This window comes from Paraburkholderia translucens (assembly GCF_020881035.1).
Lineage (GTDB): Bacteria > Pseudomonadota > Gammaproteobacteria > Burkholderiales > Burkholderiaceae > Paraburkholderia > Paraburkholderia translucens.
This window is the reverse complement of the sequence record NZ_JAJITC010000005.1, coordinates 287,421-302,263: the sequence shown is the minus strand read 5'-3', so window position 1 is coordinate 302,263 and position 14,843 is coordinate 287,421. Positions and strand designations below refer to the sequence as shown.

Here is a 14,843-nt window from a genome sequence, read left to right as displayed (position 1 = left end):
ATTGGTAACCCGATTCTTCAATTTGGCACGAGCCGCTTTCTGCAGGCGCACGCGGACCTGTTCGTCTCGGAGGCACTCGATGCGGGCCGCGCGCAAGGCCATGTCACCGTCGTGCAGACGACGGCCAATCCCGAGAGCCTCGCACGCATCGATGCATTGCGCGCGCACGGGCAGTACGACGTGCGCATTCGCGGCGTGCGCCGTGAAGCGGTGATCGATACGGTCACGCGATGTCACGCGATCACCGAGGCATTGAACGCGAACACCGATTGGCCGACGGTGGTCGAGCGCTTCGCGCGCGACGCACGAGTCGTGATCTCGAACACCGGCGACCGAGGCTACGAGTGTTTCGCCGACGACACCGCCGCGCTATTGCGCAACGAGGCAAGCGTGCCGCGTGGCTTCGCGGCGAAGCTCGCGGTGCTGCTGCATGCGCGCTTCAAGGCTGGCGCCGCGCCGCTGACGCTGCTGCCATGCGAACTCGTATCGGGCAATGGCGACACGCTGCGTGGCCTCGTCGCCGATATCGCGCGCGGCTGGGGCGCCGGGGCCGAGTTCGTCCGCTACATCGAGCACACGTGCGTCTGGGTCAATTCGCTGGTGGACCGCATCGTGTCCGAGCCGATCCGGCCGGTCGGCGCGATTGCCGAACCCTACGCGTTGTGGGCGATCGAGCGGCGTGCCGGCATGGTGCTGCCGTGCGAGCACGAAGCGATGATCGTCACCGACGACCTGTTGCACTACGAGCGCCTGAAGCTGTTGCTGCTCAACCTCGGTCATACGTGGCTTGCCGAGCGCTGGCAAGCCGACGCACGCGATCCGGGCGAGAACGTGCTGCACGCGATGCGCGATCCGCTGTTGCGTGCCGATCTGGAATCGCTATGGCGCGACGAGGTGCTGCCGGTGTTCGACGCGCTCGGTCAGGGCGGCGCCGCGCGCGCCTATCTCGACGACGTGCGCGAACGTTTCGAAAACCCGTTCCTCGATCATCGTCTCGCCGATATCGCACGCAATCACGAGCAAAAGAAGCAGCGCCGCTTCAAACCGCTGATCGAGCTCGCGCACGAGCTGGGCATGCGGCTCGAGCAGCCGCGTCTGAACGCCGCGCTTGCCGCGTGATTCATCGAATATATGCAAGCCCAGGAGGAGACACTTTCATGAAGAAGATGCGTTGGGTAGTGATTTTTCTATGTTTTCTCGCGATCACGGTGAATTACATCGATCGGGCAAATCTCGCGGTCGCCGCGCCGCAAATCGAGAAGGCGCTCGGCATCGGACCCGCCGAGATGGGCTTCATCCTGAGCGGCTTTTTCTGGACCTATGCGTTGATGCAGATGCCGTTCGGCTGGTTCGTCGATCGTGTCGGCGCGCGCATCGCGCTGCCGCTCGCGGTCGGCTGGTGGTCGGTGTTTACCGCGGCCACCGCGGTCACCACCAGCGTGGCCGGGATGTTCGGCTGCCGGTTGTTGCTCGGCGTCGGCGAGGCGGGCGCGTACCCGTCCTGCACGAAGCTCGTCAGTCAATGGTTCCAGCCCCGCGAGCGCGCGCTCGCCACGAGCATCTTCGATAGCGGCTCGCGGGTCGGCTCCGCGTTGTCGATTCCCGTCGTTGCGCTGATTATCGGCATGCTCGGCTGGAAGGCGGCTTTCATCCTCACGGGGTTGCTCGGCGCGGTGTGGATCGTCGGCTGGTTCGTGATTTATCGCAATCCCACGCAAGACGCGATGGACACCGCTCGCCACTCTGGGTCAGCGGCTCAGGCAAGAGGCGGCGGCGACGTGACGTGGTCGTCGCTGTTTCGTCACCGTACGCTGTGGGGCATGATGCTCGGCTTCTTCTGTCTGAACTTCGTGATCTACTTCTTCATCACGTGGTTTCCGAGCTACCTCGTGCAGACGCGCGGCTTTTCGCTCAAATCGCTCGGCACGCTCGGCATGATTCCGGCGCTGATCGCGATTCCGGGCGGCTGGCTCGGCGGCTATGTGTCCGACGCGCTGTTCCGGCGCGGCTGGAGCCTGACGGCCGCGCGCAAGACCTGCATGGTCGGCGGTATGTTGTTGTCGTCGGTGATCACGCTGTCGGCGTTCACGGAGAACACGTATCTGATGCTCGCGTTCTTCGGCATCGCCTACGGCAGCCTCGCGTTCGCCGCGGCGAGCATCTGGTCGCTGCCCTGCGACGTCGCGCCTACCCCGCGCCATGTCGCGTCGATCGGCGGTATCCAGAACTTCGCGTCGAATCTGGCGGGGATCGTGATTACCACGTTCACCGGCGTGATGGTCGCCATGACCAAGGGTTCGTTCACGATTCCGCTCGTCGTGGCGGGCGGTTTCTGCTTTCTTGGCGCGTTCAGCTATCTTGTCATCGTGGGACGCATCGAGCCGCTGTCGCTGGAGCCAGACAGCCGCGAGCTGCCGAAGGGCGCGCAATCCACGATCTGACGTATTCTGTTTCCACGCTTTCGAATAACTCTGCTTTCGAGGCTTTTCATGTCGACTCAAGCTAGCGTCGCGTCCGCGATCATCCGCCTGCATCCCGGCGACGACGTCATCATCGCGACCCGGCAGCTGTTGCCGGGCACGCGCATCGACGCGGAACAACTGGTGGTTGCCGGGCTGATTCCACCGGGGCACAAAATCGCGACGCGCGACATCGCGCAAGGCGAGCCGGTCAAGCGCTACAACCAGATCATCGGCGTCGCGCGCGAGCCGATCGCGCGCGGCCAGCATGTTCACACCCACAATCTCGGCATGTCCGAGTTCGCCCGGGAGCACGCGTTCGGCGTCGATGCACAGCCGACCGTCTACGTCGAGGAGCCCGCGCATTTCATGGGCATTCGGCGCGACGATGGACGCATCGCGACGCGCAATTACATCGGCATCCTGACGAGCGTGAACTGCTCGGCGACGGTCGCGCGCGCGATCGCCGATCATTTCCGCCGTGACGTGCATCCCGACGCGCTCGCCGACTATCCGAACGTCGACGGCGTAATCGCGTTGACGCACGGACTCGGCTGTGGCATCGACATGCAGGGCGAGGGAATCGCGATCCTGCGCCGCACGCTCGCCGGTTACGCGGTGCATCCGAACTTCGCGTCGGTGCTGTTCGTCGGCCTGGGCTGCGAGACGAATCAGATCGACGGCGTGCTCGCGGCGGGCGGCCGCGACGCCAGCACCACGAAGCTCCGCAGCTTCACGATCCAGGACAGCGGCGGCACCCGCAAGACGATCGAGCGCGGTATCGCGATGGTGCGGGAGATGCTGGCCGACGCGAACCGCGTGCAGCGCGCGCCGGTGCCGGCCTCGCATCTATGCGTCGGTCTGCAGTGCGGCGGCTCGGACGGCTACTCGGGCATCTCCGCGAATCCCGCGCTCGGCGCCGCGGTCGATCGGCTCGTGCGGCACGGCGGCACGGCGATCCTGTCGGAAACCCCCGAGATTTACGGCGCGGAGCATCTGCTGACGCGCCGCGCTGTCAACGCCACGGTCGGCGAGAAACTGCTCGCGCGCATCGCGTGGTGGCAGGACTATTGCGCGCGCAATGGCGGCGCGATGGACAACAACCCGTCGGCGGGCAACAAGGTGGGGGGCCTGACGACGATCCTCGAAAAATCGCTCGGCGCGGTCGCGAAGGGCGGCACGACGAATCTGGTCGACGTCTACGAATACGCCCAGCCGATCACGGCGAAGGGCTTCGTCTTCATGGATTCGCCCGGCTACGACCCGGTGTCGGCGACGGGGCAGGTCGCCTCGGGCGCGAACCTGATCTGCTTCACCACCGGGCGCGGCTCCGCCTATGGCTGCGCGCCGTCGCCGTCGCTGAAGCTGGCGACCAACACTGCGTTGTGGCAGCGTCAGGAGGACGACATCGACATCAATTGCGGCGGCGTGATCGATGGCAGCGCGAGCATCGACGGTCTCGGCGAAGCGATCTTTCGCATGATGCTCGACTGCGCGTCCGGCACGCGCACGAAAAGCGAGCTGCACGGCTATGGGCAGAGCGAGTTCGTACCGTGGCAAGTCGGCGTGGTGACCTGAGCCGGTGCATCGCAGCGACACGACTGAATGACCGCATAGTTCACGCACTGTAACTGGAGGTTGCAATTGGAACGCCGCCTATATTCAGGCCGCGACTTGAAGCGCGCGCACAGCATCGACGACCTGCGCGCGATGGCGCGCAAGCGTCTGCCGAATTTCTGTTTCGAGTATGTCGAGGGCGGCGCCGAAGATGAAGCCACGCTGCGCCGCAATCGCGATGTATTCGGCGAAATCGCTTTTCTGCCGCGCACGCTCGTGAACGTCGAGCGGCGCAACCAGAGCGTGACGCTGTTCGGCGAGCGCAGCGCGGCGCCGTTCATGATCGGGCCGACCGGCTATAGCGGACTGATGTTTCGCGAAGGCGACGTCAAGCTGGCCAGTGCCGCGGCGGCGGCCGGCATTCCGTTCGTGCTGAGCAACGTGTCGACGGTTGCGCTCGAGGAGGTCGTGCGGCGCGGCGGCGGCCGCGTATGGATGCAGGTCTACATGTACCGCACACGCGAATCGCTCGCGAAACTGGCGCAGCGCGCGAAGGCCGCGGGCATCGAGGCGCTCGTCGTCACGACGGATAGCGCGGTGTTCGGCAAGCGCGAGTGGGACCTGCGCAATTACATCGAGCCGTTGAAGCTCGACTGGCGCAACAAGTTCGACGTGCTGCGCCATCCGCGCTGGATGGCCAACGTGCTCTGGCCGAGCGGCATGCCGCGCTTCGCGAATCTCGGCGATCTGCTGCCGCCGGGGCAGGACAGCGTGAAGGGCGCGACGATCACGCTCGGGCAACAACTGGACCCGTCGCTATCGTGGGACGATATCCGCTGGCTGCGCGATCTGTGGCCGAACCGGCTGATCGTCAAGGGCGTGCTCGGCGCGCCGGATGCACTGAAGGCGCTGGAGGCCGGTGTCGATGGCATCGTGCTGTCGAATCACGGCGGGCGGCAACTCGACAGCGCGGTATCGGCGATGGACGTGCTGCCCGAGGTCGTCGAGCAGGTCGGCGGTCGACTCTGCGTGATGCTCGACGGCGGATTTCGCCGTGGCTCCGAAATTCTGAAGGCGGTCGCTCTGGGCGCCGACGCGGTGCTGCTCGGACGCGCGACCACCTACGGACTGAGCGCGGGCGGCCAGCCGGGCGCCGAGCGCGCCATCGAGATTCTGAAGTCCGAGATCGACCGGGCGCTCGGACTGTTGGGCTGCAGCGACATTGCCGGGCTCGATCGCAGTTTTCTGCGCTGGCTGCGGCATGATGTGCCGCCGTCGCGGGCGCGAACGGAACCGCAAACACACATGCAAACGGGGCGGGCGCTGGCCGCGGCTCTGCCCGCCTGAAGAATTGGAGATATTTGATGCAGCACGAACAGACCGCGGCGACCCGCGGTAACGAAGCCGTCGCCGCGCTGCGCACGGCACTCGGCGCGGACATCGTGAGCTTGCCGGACGAGTTCGGCGGGCGGCAGTTCACGGACTGGAGCGGCACGCCATCGACCAATCCGCTCGCGCTGATCCGTCCGCGCACGACGGAACAGGTTGCCGCCGCGCTGAGGATCTGCCATCAGTTCCGTCAGCCGGTCGTCACGCAAGGCGGCATGACCGGGCACGCGGGCGGCGCCTGCGTGCTCGGCGGCGAAGTCGCGCTGAGCGTCGAGCGGATGAGCGGCGTCGTCGAGATCGATCCGGTCAGCGCGACGATGACCGTGCTCGCCGGCACACCGCTGCAGGTCGTGCAGGAAGCGGCCGATCGCGCCGGTTTCATGTTCGCGCTCGACCTCGGCGCGCGCGGCAGTTGCACGATCGGCGGCAACATCGCGACCAATGCGGGCGGTAATCGCGTGATCCGCTACGGCATGATGCGCGACCAGGTGCTCGACGTCGAAGCGGTGCTTGCCGACGGCAGCGTGATCGGCGGCCAGCGCAAGATGATCAAGAACAATACCGGCTACGACCTGCGCAATCTGCTGACGGGCAGCGAAGGGACGCTCGCCGTGATCACGCGCGCGGTGCTGCGTCTGCGTGCCAAACCGCGCGCGATATCGACTGCATGGTGCGGGATGCCGGACTACGCGGCGGTGACCACGCTGCTCGGCCGCGCGCAGGAGCGCCTGCCGGCCGGCGTGTCGGCGTTCGAGGTGATGTGGCCGAGCTATTGCGACTTCGTGCGGCAACGCCTGCCCGAATTGCGTGTACCGCTCGCGAGCGATCACGCGTACTACGTACTGCTCGAGAGTTGCGGCGCGGACCCGGAGCGGCAGGCGGCAGCCTTCGAGGAGTTCCTCGCCGACATGCTCGACGCCGGCGTCATCGCCGATGCCGCGATCGCCCAATCGGACGCGGACGCCGCCGCGTTCTGGGCGATTCGCGATGCGCCAGCCGAATATCCGCGCCTGATACCGGGACGCATCTCGTTCGACATCAGCTTTGCGGTCGCACAGGCGGGCGACGCCGCGCAGCGTTGCGACGAGCGCCTGCGCGCGCGCTGGCCGCAAGCGACGATCCTCGTGTACGGCCATCTCGGTGACGGCAATCTGCACGTGGTGGTGCAGGAGCCGGACTGGACCGACGACGCGGTCGCCGACGTCAAGCGAGTCGTCTATGAACTCACTGGGGAAATGGGCGGCTCGGTATCGGCCGAGCATGGGATCGGCGAGGAGAAGCTGAGCGTGCTCGGCTTGTCACGCTCGCCGGCCGAGCTTGCGGCGATGAAGGCGATCAAGCTCGCGCTCGATCCGCACAATATCCTCAATCCCGGCAAGGTGATCGCCGCGTAGCGGGCGGGGGCCTGGCGTCGCGCATCGAACTGAGGCGCGTTCGCCGGCCATGATCGGCATGGCCGCGGCCTAACCGGCTGGGTCGGCGTCGTCGCCGGTTGCGAATACGCCGTTTTCCGGCTCTGTCTGTTCCACGTCGATGCATTGCACGCGCCAGTGACCGCTCTTCAGGTTGCCGTCGCCTTCGGCGCACCACTGCGCCCGCCCCAATTCACCTTCGAAGGGCCCGTCGGCCTGGTTCAGATCGAGCCCCTCGAGCACGCAGACCGGCACGGTGCTGTGCGCAGCGCACACGAGCGTATTGCCGCAATCCACATGCAACGCGCCCCATTCGGGCAGATCGAGCCCGAAGTGACCTTCGCGCGACCATTGCCGTGTCTCCTTGTCGAGCCAGAGAATGGCGAAGGCCATTGGGTTGACACTGTCGAACGTGTCGAGATGAACGGTCAAACGCATGACGACTCTCCGCAACGTACACGACTGATCCGGTCTTGTGCGGCACGTGCCCCGCATCAGGAATAAGATCAGTGTAGGAGCGGGGAAGCGCTCCTTGTTGACTTCGATCAAACGGACTGCTGCGCGTCTCGAGGAGTGGACACGATGCGAGCGATGATCTTCGACGGCACCTCGGCGACGCTGACCGAGCGGGACGTGCCGGACCCGCGGCCCGGTGCGGGCGAGATTCTGATCGACGTGCATGCTTGCGGCGTGTGCCGCACGGACCTGCATCTGGTCGACCGCGAGCTCGAGCATCCGAAGCGGCCGGTGATTCCGGGCCATGAAATCGTCGGCGTGGTGGCCGAACTGGGCGCGGGCGTGAGCGGCTTCGCGGTGGGCGAGCGTGTCGGCGTACCGTGGGTCGGGCGCACCTGCGGCCGGTGCCGCTACTGCCTGTCCGCCCGCGAAAATCTTTGCGACGACGCCGGCTTCACCGGCTACACGATCGATGGCGGCTACGCCGAGCGCACGGTCGCCGATAGCCGCTACTGCTTCCATCTGCCGTCGCACTACAGCGATATCGAGGCCGCGCCGCTGCTGTGCGCGGGTTTGATCGGCTATCGGACGCTGAGCATGGCGGGCGACGCCGAGCGGATCGGCATCTACGGTTTCGGCGCGGCCGCGCATCTCGTCGCGCAGGTCGCGCGTCACCGGAAGCGCTCCGTCTATGCGTTCACGCGTCCGGGCGATCGCGCGGCGCAGCAACTCGCGCTGCGCCTCGGCGCGGCGTGGGCCGGCGGCAGCGACGAGAAGCCGCCCGCCGAACTCGACGCGGCGCTGCTGTTCGCGCCGGTCGGCGCACTCGTGCCGCGGGCGTTGCAGGCGGTCGCAAAAGGCGGCGTAGTGGTGTGCGGCGGCATCCATATGAGCGACATTCCCGCGTTCCCGTACGCGTTTCTGTGGGGCGAGCGGCGCGTCGTATCGGTGGCGAATCTGACCCGCGAGGACGGGCTTGCATTCATGCGCAGCGCCGCCGAGATCCGGCTCGCGATCGAGACGACCACCTATGCGTTGCGCGACGCGAACCGCGCGCTCGACGATCTGCGCAGCGGCAATCTGACCGGCGCGGCCGTGCTCGCCGTTCATTGACGCTTGATGCAGATCAAGCCGGTTTTCGCGTCGGCGTCCATCATGTAAGCGCGAACCGCTGGGTTCCCGCCGAGGCTGGCCGCCGCGCGGTGCGACGATCCGAGGAAAGCTGATGAACACTCCGACAGGGTGCAATACCTTCCGCCGCGTGATAATCGCATCCGCGGGCGGCGCCGGATTGCCGTCGGGGACGCGCGTGGCCCAGCGGTTCGCCGCCGCGGATGCGCGCTTTCGTCTCGTCAATATCGTCTGCAATCCCGCCGCGCTATATCCGACGCTGATGCTCAGCTTTCCCGACTGGTGCGAAGCGCATCGCGCGTTGCTGCACGGCGCGCAGGTCGCACTGCGCGACGCGGTGGCCGCGTTGCACGGTGTCGTCGCGGCGACCGACGCCGAGATCGTCGATCTGACCGCCTTGCATCAGGGCGCGGCCGAAGCGCTAGCTCATACGGCGGCGCAATGGAACGCGGATCTGGTCGCGATCGCCGCGCATGCCCGCGAACATCACTGGGACAGCCGCATCGATCCAGAGGAACTGGTCGCGTTGAGCGGGCGTCCCGTTCTGTACCTGCCGCCGCCGTCCGACGGCGCGAGCGACGCCTGCGCCGCGAGCCGCGTACTGGTCGCGATCGACGGCAGCGACACCGCGCTCGACGCGCTGCGCACCGCACTCGAGGTCGCGCCGCCGGGCGCGTCCATCAAGGTCGTCTACGCGGCCGACGACCGCTTGGCGTGGTGCGAATGGCTGCCGGCCGAAGTCGTGTCGCAGCATCGAATCGATGTGCTGCGGCGCGGCGCGGCGATGCTCGAACAAGGCGGGCGCGCGGCCGAAACCGCGCTGCTCGAGTTCGACGATGAGTCCGGCGATGCATCGACTGCGATCCTCGGCGAAGCGGAACGCTGGCACGCGGATCTGATCGTGATGGGTTCGCACGGCATGCGCGGCGCGCCGCATCCTTTGCCGGGGCACGTGACGTCACGCACGCTGCGCGATGCGGCTTGTCCCGTGCTCGTGTGCATGCGTAGCGCGTCGTCGCGGCGAGCGGTCGCGACGCCACGGGCCGCGTCGCCGGAGCCGTACCCTGGCAGGGCGGGCGGGTTCTATCATCTGTAGTACCGGCGCGCCCGGCGCGCCGAATCATCCAACCTCATTGGAGAATCGGCATGTACCAGCATATCCTCGTCGCGCTAGACGGCAGCAACTTCTCGAAACGCGCGCTCAAAGAAGCAGTGGATCTTGCCGCGTTGACGAAGGGCGTCGTGTATCCGGTTTACGTGGTCGACAAGACGCCGCTTTTTTCCTATGCGGGCTACTACGACCCGATCACGCTGATTGACGCGATGCGCAAGGACGGCCACTCGGTGCTCGAAGAGGCTGAACAGGTCTGCGTGGACGCCGAGGTGCCGTGCCGCGCCGAAATGATCGAATCGGAGAGCCTGTCGGACGACGTCGCCAGTGCCGTGCTGCGCCATGCCGAGCAGGTTCATGCCGACCTGCTCGTGCTCGGCACGCATGGGCGGCGCGGCGTGCAGCGCCTCGTGATAGGCAGTGTCGCGGAGCGGGTGCTGCGCTTCTCGCGCTGTCCGGTCTTGCTGTTGCGCGACCAGCAAGCGGAGGAAGCGTAGTCCAGGGTCGCGGCGGCGGGCGCCGCGCGTGGCGCTCAAACCCGGGCCAGTCCTTCCGCGTCTTCGATGCGGACCGTCTTGCCGTTCGCGTGCACGAGGCGCTCGCGCTGGAACTTCGAGAACATCCGGCTCACCGTTTCGAGCTTCATGCCGAGAAAGCAGCCGATTTCCTCGCGGGTCATGCGCAGATGAAACTCGGCGGCGGAGAAACCGCGCGCCTTGAAGCGTTTCGACAGGTTCAGCAGAAACGACGCAACGCGCTGTTCGGCGGTCATCGTGCCGAGCAGCAGCATCTGGCTCGATTCGCGCACGATCTCGCTGCTCATCATCTGGTAGATGTGATGCTGCATCGGCTTCATGTCGCGACAGACCGCTTCGAGCTGCGCGAACGGAATGATGCATACGACGCTGTCCTCGAGCGCGATCGCATCGCAATTCTGTTTGCCCGCGCTGATGCCGTCGAGGCCGAGCGTGTCGCCGGCAATCTGAAAACCGGTCACGTGCTCGCGGCCGTCGCGATGTATGACCACGGTTTTGAACGACCCGGCGCGTATCGTGTAAATGCTCTGAAACGCGTCGGCCGCGCGATACAGTGCGTCGCCACGTTTGATGGAGCGCGTCGAGCAGATGACCGCGTCGAGCCGGGCGAACTGGTCGGTCGTCAGCCCGGGCGGCATGCAGATCGCGCGCATCGCGCAGGTGGAGCAGCGCGGCAGGTCGTGCCGTGTCGCGGCGGTGCGCGGTACGATGTGAATCGGTACGACGCGCGGGGGGCGGGGCGCGTCGTGGCGAGCTTGTGAGGCTGCGGCAACTTGCATGATCGGCTCCTGACGGTCAGGCCGATTGCGCACGAGGGATGCACGCAATCGCTTCGATGGCATGGATGGCGAGGATGAACTTCGTGGTCTCGTCGAAGACGAATCCGGTGCCTGCCGCTTCGCTCGCGAGCCGGTGCCGGACGTCAATCGCGTCGTCGACGAGGAAAACTGTGGAGACGGTGGCTGACATGGCGGTGTCCATGTCGACCAGTATTGGCCAACTGGTCTCAACAATGTATCGGCGGGGCTTTAAGTCGCACCAGGAGTTCAGGTAGTCGTTGTAGGAATATTCTTAGTGAGGGGGCCGATGCGGAGAGATCAGACGAGTGGCGGCCCGTTGACCTGTGTCAAGCCGCGCGCGGGCGCGCGCCACACACTGTCGTTCAAGACGCGCGAGGACACCACTTCGGGTCATGCCAGCGCTTTCAGAGGGAGTCCAACATGTATCAACGAATCCTGGTTGCGCTCGACGACAGTCCCAGCGCGCAGCGCGCCTTTGCCGAAGCGCTGCAGCTCGCGAAGCTGACGGGCGCCACCCTCGAAGCCTGTTGCGTGGTTGGGCACGGCAAGTGGTCGGACACCGCCGATGCGGTTTTCGTGCCGGAACCGGCGACCGCGGCGCAAGACTTCGCCAGCCGCGCGCTCGATTCGCCGCGCGAGCAGATGCGCGAAGCGCAGGTGCCCGGCAGCGTGCGCGTGATCGATGCCTACGCCGAAAGCGTGTCGGCCGTGCTCGTGCGGGTCGCCGACGAGATCGACGCGGATCTGATCGTGATGGGCACGCACGGCCGACACGGCGTGCAGCGCTTTCTGCTCGGCAGCGTCGCGGAATCGCTCGTGCGCGCGACCGACAAGCCCGTGCTGATCGTGCGGCACGATTCCGCCGCGCAGCCGCAGCCCTGAAACGCCGCGGATTCCTTAAGCGCGAACTTCAGTGCGACATCAGCACCGGCACGGTCATCGACTCGAGTATCGTGCGCGTCGCGCCGCCCAGCACGACTTCATGCAGACGCGAGTGCGCGTACGCACCCATGACGATCAAGTCGCAGCCGCGGTCGTCCGCCTGCGACAGCAACGCATCGCCGACTGGGGTGTCGGCTTCGACGGTGAAATCGTGCACGTCGATCTTCACGCCGTGACGCGCGATGGTCAGCGCGATGTCGGCGCCGGGAATCCGGTCGCGCGGCGGTTGATCGCTCGGCGAATGGACCGTCAGCAGCGACACTTTCGCGGCATGCGCGAGGAACGGCAGCGCGTCGTGAACCGCGCGCGTGGCTTCGCGGCTGCCGTCCCACGCGATCAGCACGTGCCGTCCCGGCGCCCCGAAGGTGCCTGCCGACGGCACCAGCAACACCGGCCGTCCGGCCGACAGCACGACGTGCTCGACGAACTGTTCGGCGACGAAGGCCTCGGGATCGACCGGGTCCGTCTGCCCGAGCACGATCAGATCGGCGAGACGCGCGTACGGCGGCACGGCGTCGTTCGCGTAGCCTTGCGCGACGATCCACTGACCTTCGACGTTCGCGCGCGCGAGCTCCGCGCGAAACAGCCGCTCGAGCGCGCCGGCACGCTCGAGCCGCAGGCGTTCGTGCTCCGCGTAGTAGTCGGCGGTGCCGGCCATCACGAAGAACCCGCGCCGTGGCGGCACATAGGTCGAAAACAGGCCGGTCAGCGTCGCATGAAAACGGTGCGCGAGTTGCAAGGCGATCTCGAGCCGCGGATGGGCGCGAACGCTCGTATCGAGGTGAACGAGAATGCTTTTATAGCTCATCGCGGGGCTCCGTGACAGAACTTGGGAACGGGCGCGAGCCCGTCGTCAGTTGGAGTCTATGGGCCCGGCAGGCGTGGCTGTTGACGCAGATCAAGCGGGGGCCGTCGCGCGCTCAATATGTGGCAGGTGCGGTCGACGCTTTGAAACCGCATCTGGCGGTTCTATGCTGTGCTCTGGAGGGCAGCGATCATGGTTCCTGAATCCGAGGCGCCGCGCGGGCGCTCCGCGTCAGCGTGGGCCGCGATGACATCCGGGATGCCTCGAGGCTGGCTCGATTGCGCGGTGGCATATCAAACCGTGCAGAGCGCGGCTCGCGAGTACGCGGAGCGCAGCTTCGCCGACTGGAGCAAGTCGATCGCCTTCGCCGCACAACGCGAGGCGGATTGGTTCGACGAAGCCAACCGGAGCTTCGCCGCCTGGTACGCGTGGTGGCAGGCGGCGTACGCCAACGCGCCAGGCGGCGCGCCGCTGGCGGGCGGCCTGAACGCGTGGTGGTGGAGCTCGCAGAACGCGCTGCCGTTCGCGGGCGTCGTTTAGCGGCGCGAATCGGCAAAGCCGGGGCGCGCACCGTCAATCAAGGACACGGCAAGGAGGAGTTCACATGGGAACGAATCGCGTGGCATTGGTCACAGGCGGGATGGGTGGCTTGGGCACGGCGATCAGCCGGGCGCTGCATGACGGGGGGATGACGGTCGCGGTGTTGCACTCGACGCACAACGATCACGTATCGGCATGGCTGCAGGCCGAGCGCGACGCGGGTCGCGAGTTTCACGCATATGAAGCCGACATCAGCGACCTGGATTCATGCGCGCGCTGCGCGCAAGGCGTTTTCGGCGAGCTGGGCGCGGTCGACGTGCTGATCAACAACGCGGGCATCACGCATGACACGAGCTTCGCGAAGATGACCAAGGAACACTGGGACGCCGTGTTGCGCACCGATCTCGACGGTCTGTTCAACATGACCAAGCCGCTGTTGCCCGGCATGCTCGAGCGGCGTCACGGCCGCATCGTCAACGTGGGATCGGTCAACGGTTCGCGCGGCGCCTACGGGCAAACCAATTATTCGGCGGCCAAGGCGGGCGTGCATGGCTTCACGAAGGCACTCGCGCTCGAAACCGCGAAGCACGGCGTCACGGTGAATACGGTATCGCCCGGATATCTGGCGACCGCGATGGTCGAAGCGGTGCCACGCGAGATTCTCGACAAGAAGATCCTCCCGCAGATTCCGGTCGGGCGGCTGGGGCGACCGGATGAGGTGGCGGCGTTGATCGCTTTTCTATGCTCGGAGGAGGCGGCTTTTATCACCGGTGCCGACATTGCGATCAACGGGGGCATGCATATGCATTGAGGGGGGAACAGGCGTTCGAGCAATCGGCTTTCCGATTGCTCGAACCTTCGGCCGTCAGGGCCAATCGGAGAATGCCCGCCGGCGGCTAGAAGGCGCTCTTTACAACGCCTCCATCGGCTCGCAACGCAGCTCCCGTCGTGGCCGACGAAAGCGGACTGGCGACATAGGCCACGAGGGATGCAATTTCCTGTGGCGAAGCAAATCGCTTGTTGAGCGACGTGGGACGCACTTTCTCGAAGAATTCCTTTTCGAACGCCTCGAACGATTTGCCGTCGGCCTTGGCGAGGGTCTCTACGAAGTCGCCAACTCCTCGCGATTTCGTCGGCCCCGGCAGGACGCTATTAACTGTGATACCCGTGCCGGCAACGGCTTCGGCTAGCCCGCGCGAGACCGCGAGCTGCGCGGTTTTCGTCGTCCCATAGTGGATCATTTCGGCTGGAATCTGCACCGCGCTTTCGCTCGAAATGAAAATAATGCGCCCCCAGTTGGCCTGCCGCATCGCAGGGAGATACAGGCGAGCAAGGCGCACTCCGCTCAGTACGTTGACGTCGAAGAAACGCAGCCAGTCCGCGTCGGGGATCTCCTCGAACGGCTTGGGCTCGAAGATGCCGAGGTTGTTGACCAGAATTTCGACGCCCGGATAGCGTCGCACGAGCGCTTCGGCTGTGGCGGCCGTGCTCAGATCGCCCGCAAAGCCATAGACATCGCCGCCGGTATCCGCTTTCAGCTGCATGACTACGTCATCCACAGATGACTGGGAGCGGCCGTTGACGATCACGCGAGCGCCCTCCTGCGCCAACGTGCTGGCGATAGCGAGGCCGATGCCGGCCGTGCTTCCGCTGACCAGCGCGAGTTTGCCTTTCAGTTTCAGGTCCATGCGTGGTTTCCTTTTCC

16 protein-coding genes are annotated in these 14,843 nt (G+C 66.0%); 11 read left to right on the top strand and 5 right to left on the bottom strand.

What is annotated here, in order from left to right; genetic code table 11:
• The 5 genes from LJ655_RS11530 (at position 1) to LJ655_RS11510 (ending at position 6,799) form a co-directional block, all read left to right on the top strand.
• Complete coding sequence (locus LJ655_RS11530; protein ID WP_230561528.1) at positions 1 to 1,119, top strand: mannitol dehydrogenase family protein; 1,119 nt, start codon at positions 1 to 3, stop codon at positions 1,117 to 1,119.
• A 38-nt stretch (positions 1,120 to 1,157) separates the two neighbouring features.
• A complete protein-coding gene (locus LJ655_RS11525) occupies positions 1,158 to 2,441 on the top strand; it encodes an MFS transporter (RefSeq protein WP_230561365.1) in 1,284 nt (427 codons plus the stop codon).
• A gap of 48 nt (positions 2,442 to 2,489) precedes the next feature.
• Positions 2,490 to 4,037: a UxaA family hydrolase gene (locus LJ655_RS11520; protein WP_230561364.1), complete on the top strand. Its 1,548-nt coding sequence runs from the start codon at positions 2,490 to 2,492 to the stop codon at positions 4,035 to 4,037.
• Positions 4,038 to 4,103: 66 nt separating this feature from the next.
• Positions 4,104 to 5,363: an alpha-hydroxy acid oxidase gene (locus LJ655_RS11515; RefSeq protein WP_230561363.1), complete on the top strand. Its 1,260-nt coding sequence runs from the start codon at positions 4,104 to 4,106 to the stop codon at positions 5,361 to 5,363.
• Positions 5,364 to 5,380: 17 nt separating this feature from the next.
• A complete protein-coding gene (locus LJ655_RS11510; protein ID WP_230561362.1) occupies positions 5,381 to 6,799 on the top strand; it encodes an FAD-binding oxidoreductase in 1,419 nt (472 codons plus the stop codon).
• Positions 6,800 to 6,868: 69 nt separating this feature from the next.
• On the opposite strand, the gene LJ655_RS11505 is transcribed toward LJ655_RS11510, so the two are convergent.
• Positions 6,869 to 7,255 (bottom strand): DUF3564 domain-containing protein, encoded by a 387-nt coding sequence (locus LJ655_RS11505; protein WP_230561361.1) that lies wholly within the window; start codon positions 7,253 to 7,255, stop codon positions 6,869 to 6,871.
• A 144-nt stretch (positions 7,256 to 7,399) separates the two neighbouring features.
• On the opposite strand from LJ655_RS11505, the gene LJ655_RS11500 reads away from it, so the two are divergent.
• The 3 genes from LJ655_RS11500 to LJ655_RS11490 all read left to right on the top strand — a co-directional run bounded on the left by LJ655_RS11500 (position 7,400) and on the right by LJ655_RS11490 (position 10,012).
• The gene (locus LJ655_RS11500) at positions 7,400 to 8,386 is read left to right on the top strand and encodes a zinc-dependent alcohol dehydrogenase family protein (protein WP_230561360.1); all 987 of its coding nucleotides are present in this window, start codon (positions 7,400 to 7,402) and stop codon (positions 8,384 to 8,386) included.
• Positions 8,387 to 8,498: 112 nt separating this feature from the next.
• The gene (locus tag LJ655_RS11495; RefSeq protein ID WP_230561359.1) at positions 8,499 to 9,500 is read left to right on the top strand and encodes a universal stress protein; all 1,002 of its coding nucleotides are present in this window, start codon (positions 8,499 to 8,501) and stop codon (positions 9,498 to 9,500) included.
• Positions 9,501 to 9,550: 50 nt separating this feature from the next.
• A complete protein-coding gene (locus LJ655_RS11490) occupies positions 9,551 to 10,012 on the top strand; it encodes a universal stress protein (protein WP_230561358.1) in 462 nt (153 codons plus the stop codon).
• A gap of 35 nt (positions 10,013 to 10,047) precedes the next feature.
• Here the strand turns inward: LJ655_RS11490 and LJ655_RS11485 are convergent, their stop codons facing one another.
• Together LJ655_RS11485 and LJ655_RS11480 are read right to left on the bottom strand one after the other, a co-directional pair.
• Positions 10,048 to 10,830, bottom strand: coding sequence for a helix-turn-helix domain-containing protein (locus LJ655_RS11485; protein ID WP_230561357.1), 783 nt, complete (start codon positions 10,828 to 10,830; stop codon positions 10,048 to 10,050).
• 16 nt (positions 10,831 to 10,846) lie between these two features.
• Positions 10,847 to 11,020, bottom strand: a complete 174-nt coding sequence (locus tag LJ655_RS11480) for a hypothetical protein (RefSeq protein WP_230561356.1) — start codon at positions 11,018 to 11,020, stop codon at positions 10,847 to 10,849.
• A 251-nt stretch (positions 11,021 to 11,271) separates the two neighbouring features.
• Here LJ655_RS11480 and LJ655_RS11475 point away from each other — a divergent pair, with 251 nt between their 5' ends.
• Complete coding sequence (locus tag LJ655_RS11475; protein ID WP_230561355.1) at positions 11,272 to 11,733, top strand: universal stress protein; 462 nt, start codon at positions 11,272 to 11,274, stop codon at positions 11,731 to 11,733.
• Between the two features lie 28 nt (positions 11,734 to 11,761).
• Here LJ655_RS11475 and LJ655_RS11470 read toward each other — a convergent pair whose 3' ends face one another.
• Positions 11,762 to 12,601, bottom strand: coding sequence for a universal stress protein (locus LJ655_RS11470; protein WP_230561354.1), 840 nt, complete (start codon positions 12,599 to 12,601; stop codon positions 11,762 to 11,764).
• A gap of 282 nt (positions 12,602 to 12,883) precedes the next feature.
• Here LJ655_RS11470 and LJ655_RS11465 point away from each other — a divergent pair, with 282 nt between their 5' ends.
• Together LJ655_RS11465 and phbB are read left to right on the top strand one after the other, a co-directional pair.
• Positions 12,884 to 13,138: a polyketide synthase gene (locus LJ655_RS11465; RefSeq protein WP_230561353.1), complete on the top strand. Its 255-nt coding sequence runs from the start codon at positions 12,884 to 12,886 to the stop codon at positions 13,136 to 13,138.
• 64 nt (positions 13,139 to 13,202) lie between these two features.
• Entirely contained in the window at positions 13,203 to 13,949 is a 747-nt protein-coding gene (phbB, locus tag LJ655_RS11460; RefSeq protein WP_230561352.1) for an acetoacetyl-CoA reductase, read from the top strand.
• A gap of 85 nt (positions 13,950 to 14,034) precedes the next feature.
• Here phbB and LJ655_RS11455 read toward each other — a convergent pair whose 3' ends face one another.
• Positions 14,035 to 14,826, bottom strand: coding sequence for an SDR family NAD(P)-dependent oxidoreductase (locus LJ655_RS11455; RefSeq protein ID WP_230561351.1), 792 nt, complete (start codon positions 14,824 to 14,826; stop codon positions 14,035 to 14,037).
• Between the last annotated feature and the right edge of the window lie 17 nt (positions 14,827 to 14,843).

Coding starts and splice junctions, on each gene's coding strand:
- LJ655_RS11495 (WP_230561359.1), top strand. CDS start 8,499: ATGAACACTCCGACAGGGTGCAATACCTTCCGCCGCGTGATAATCGCA.
- LJ655_RS11470 (WP_230561354.1), bottom strand. CDS start 12,601: ATGAGCTATAAAAGCATTCTCGTTCACCTCGATACGAGCGTTCGCGCC.
- LJ655_RS11510 (WP_230561362.1), top strand. CDS start 5,381: ATGCAGCACGAACAGACCGCGGCGACCCGCGGTAACGAAGCCGTCGCC.
- LJ655_RS11520 (WP_230561364.1), top strand. CDS start 2,490: ATGTCGACTCAAGCTAGCGTCGCGTCCGCGATCATCCGCCTGCATCCC.
- LJ655_RS11490 (WP_230561358.1), top strand. CDS start 9,551: ATGTACCAGCATATCCTCGTCGCGCTAGACGGCAGCAACTTCTCGAAA.
- LJ655_RS11525 (WP_230561365.1), top strand. CDS start 1,158: ATGAAGAAGATGCGTTGGGTAGTGATTTTTCTATGTTTTCTCGCGATC.
- LJ655_RS11485 (WP_230561357.1), bottom strand. CDS start 10,830: ATGCAAGTTGCCGCAGCCTCACAAGCTCGCCACGACGCGCCCCGCCCC.
- LJ655_RS11475 (WP_230561355.1), top strand. CDS start 11,272: ATGTATCAACGAATCCTGGTTGCGCTCGACGACAGTCCCAGCGCGCAG.
- LJ655_RS11480 (WP_230561356.1), bottom strand. CDS start 11,020: ATGTCAGCCACCGTCTCCACAGTTTTCCTCGTCGACGACGCGATTGAC.
- LJ655_RS11455 (WP_230561351.1), bottom strand. CDS start 14,826: ATGGACCTGAAACTGAAAGGCAAACTCGCGCTGGTCAGCGGAAGCACG.
- phbB (WP_230561352.1), top strand. CDS start 13,203: ATGGGAACGAATCGCGTGGCATTGGTCACAGGCGGGATGGGTGGCTTG.
- LJ655_RS11505 (WP_230561361.1), bottom strand. CDS start 7,255: ATGCGTTTGACCGTTCATCTCGACACGTTCGACAGTGTCAACCCAATG.
- LJ655_RS11500 (WP_230561360.1), top strand. CDS start 7,400: ATGCGAGCGATGATCTTCGACGGCACCTCGGCGACGCTGACCGAGCGG.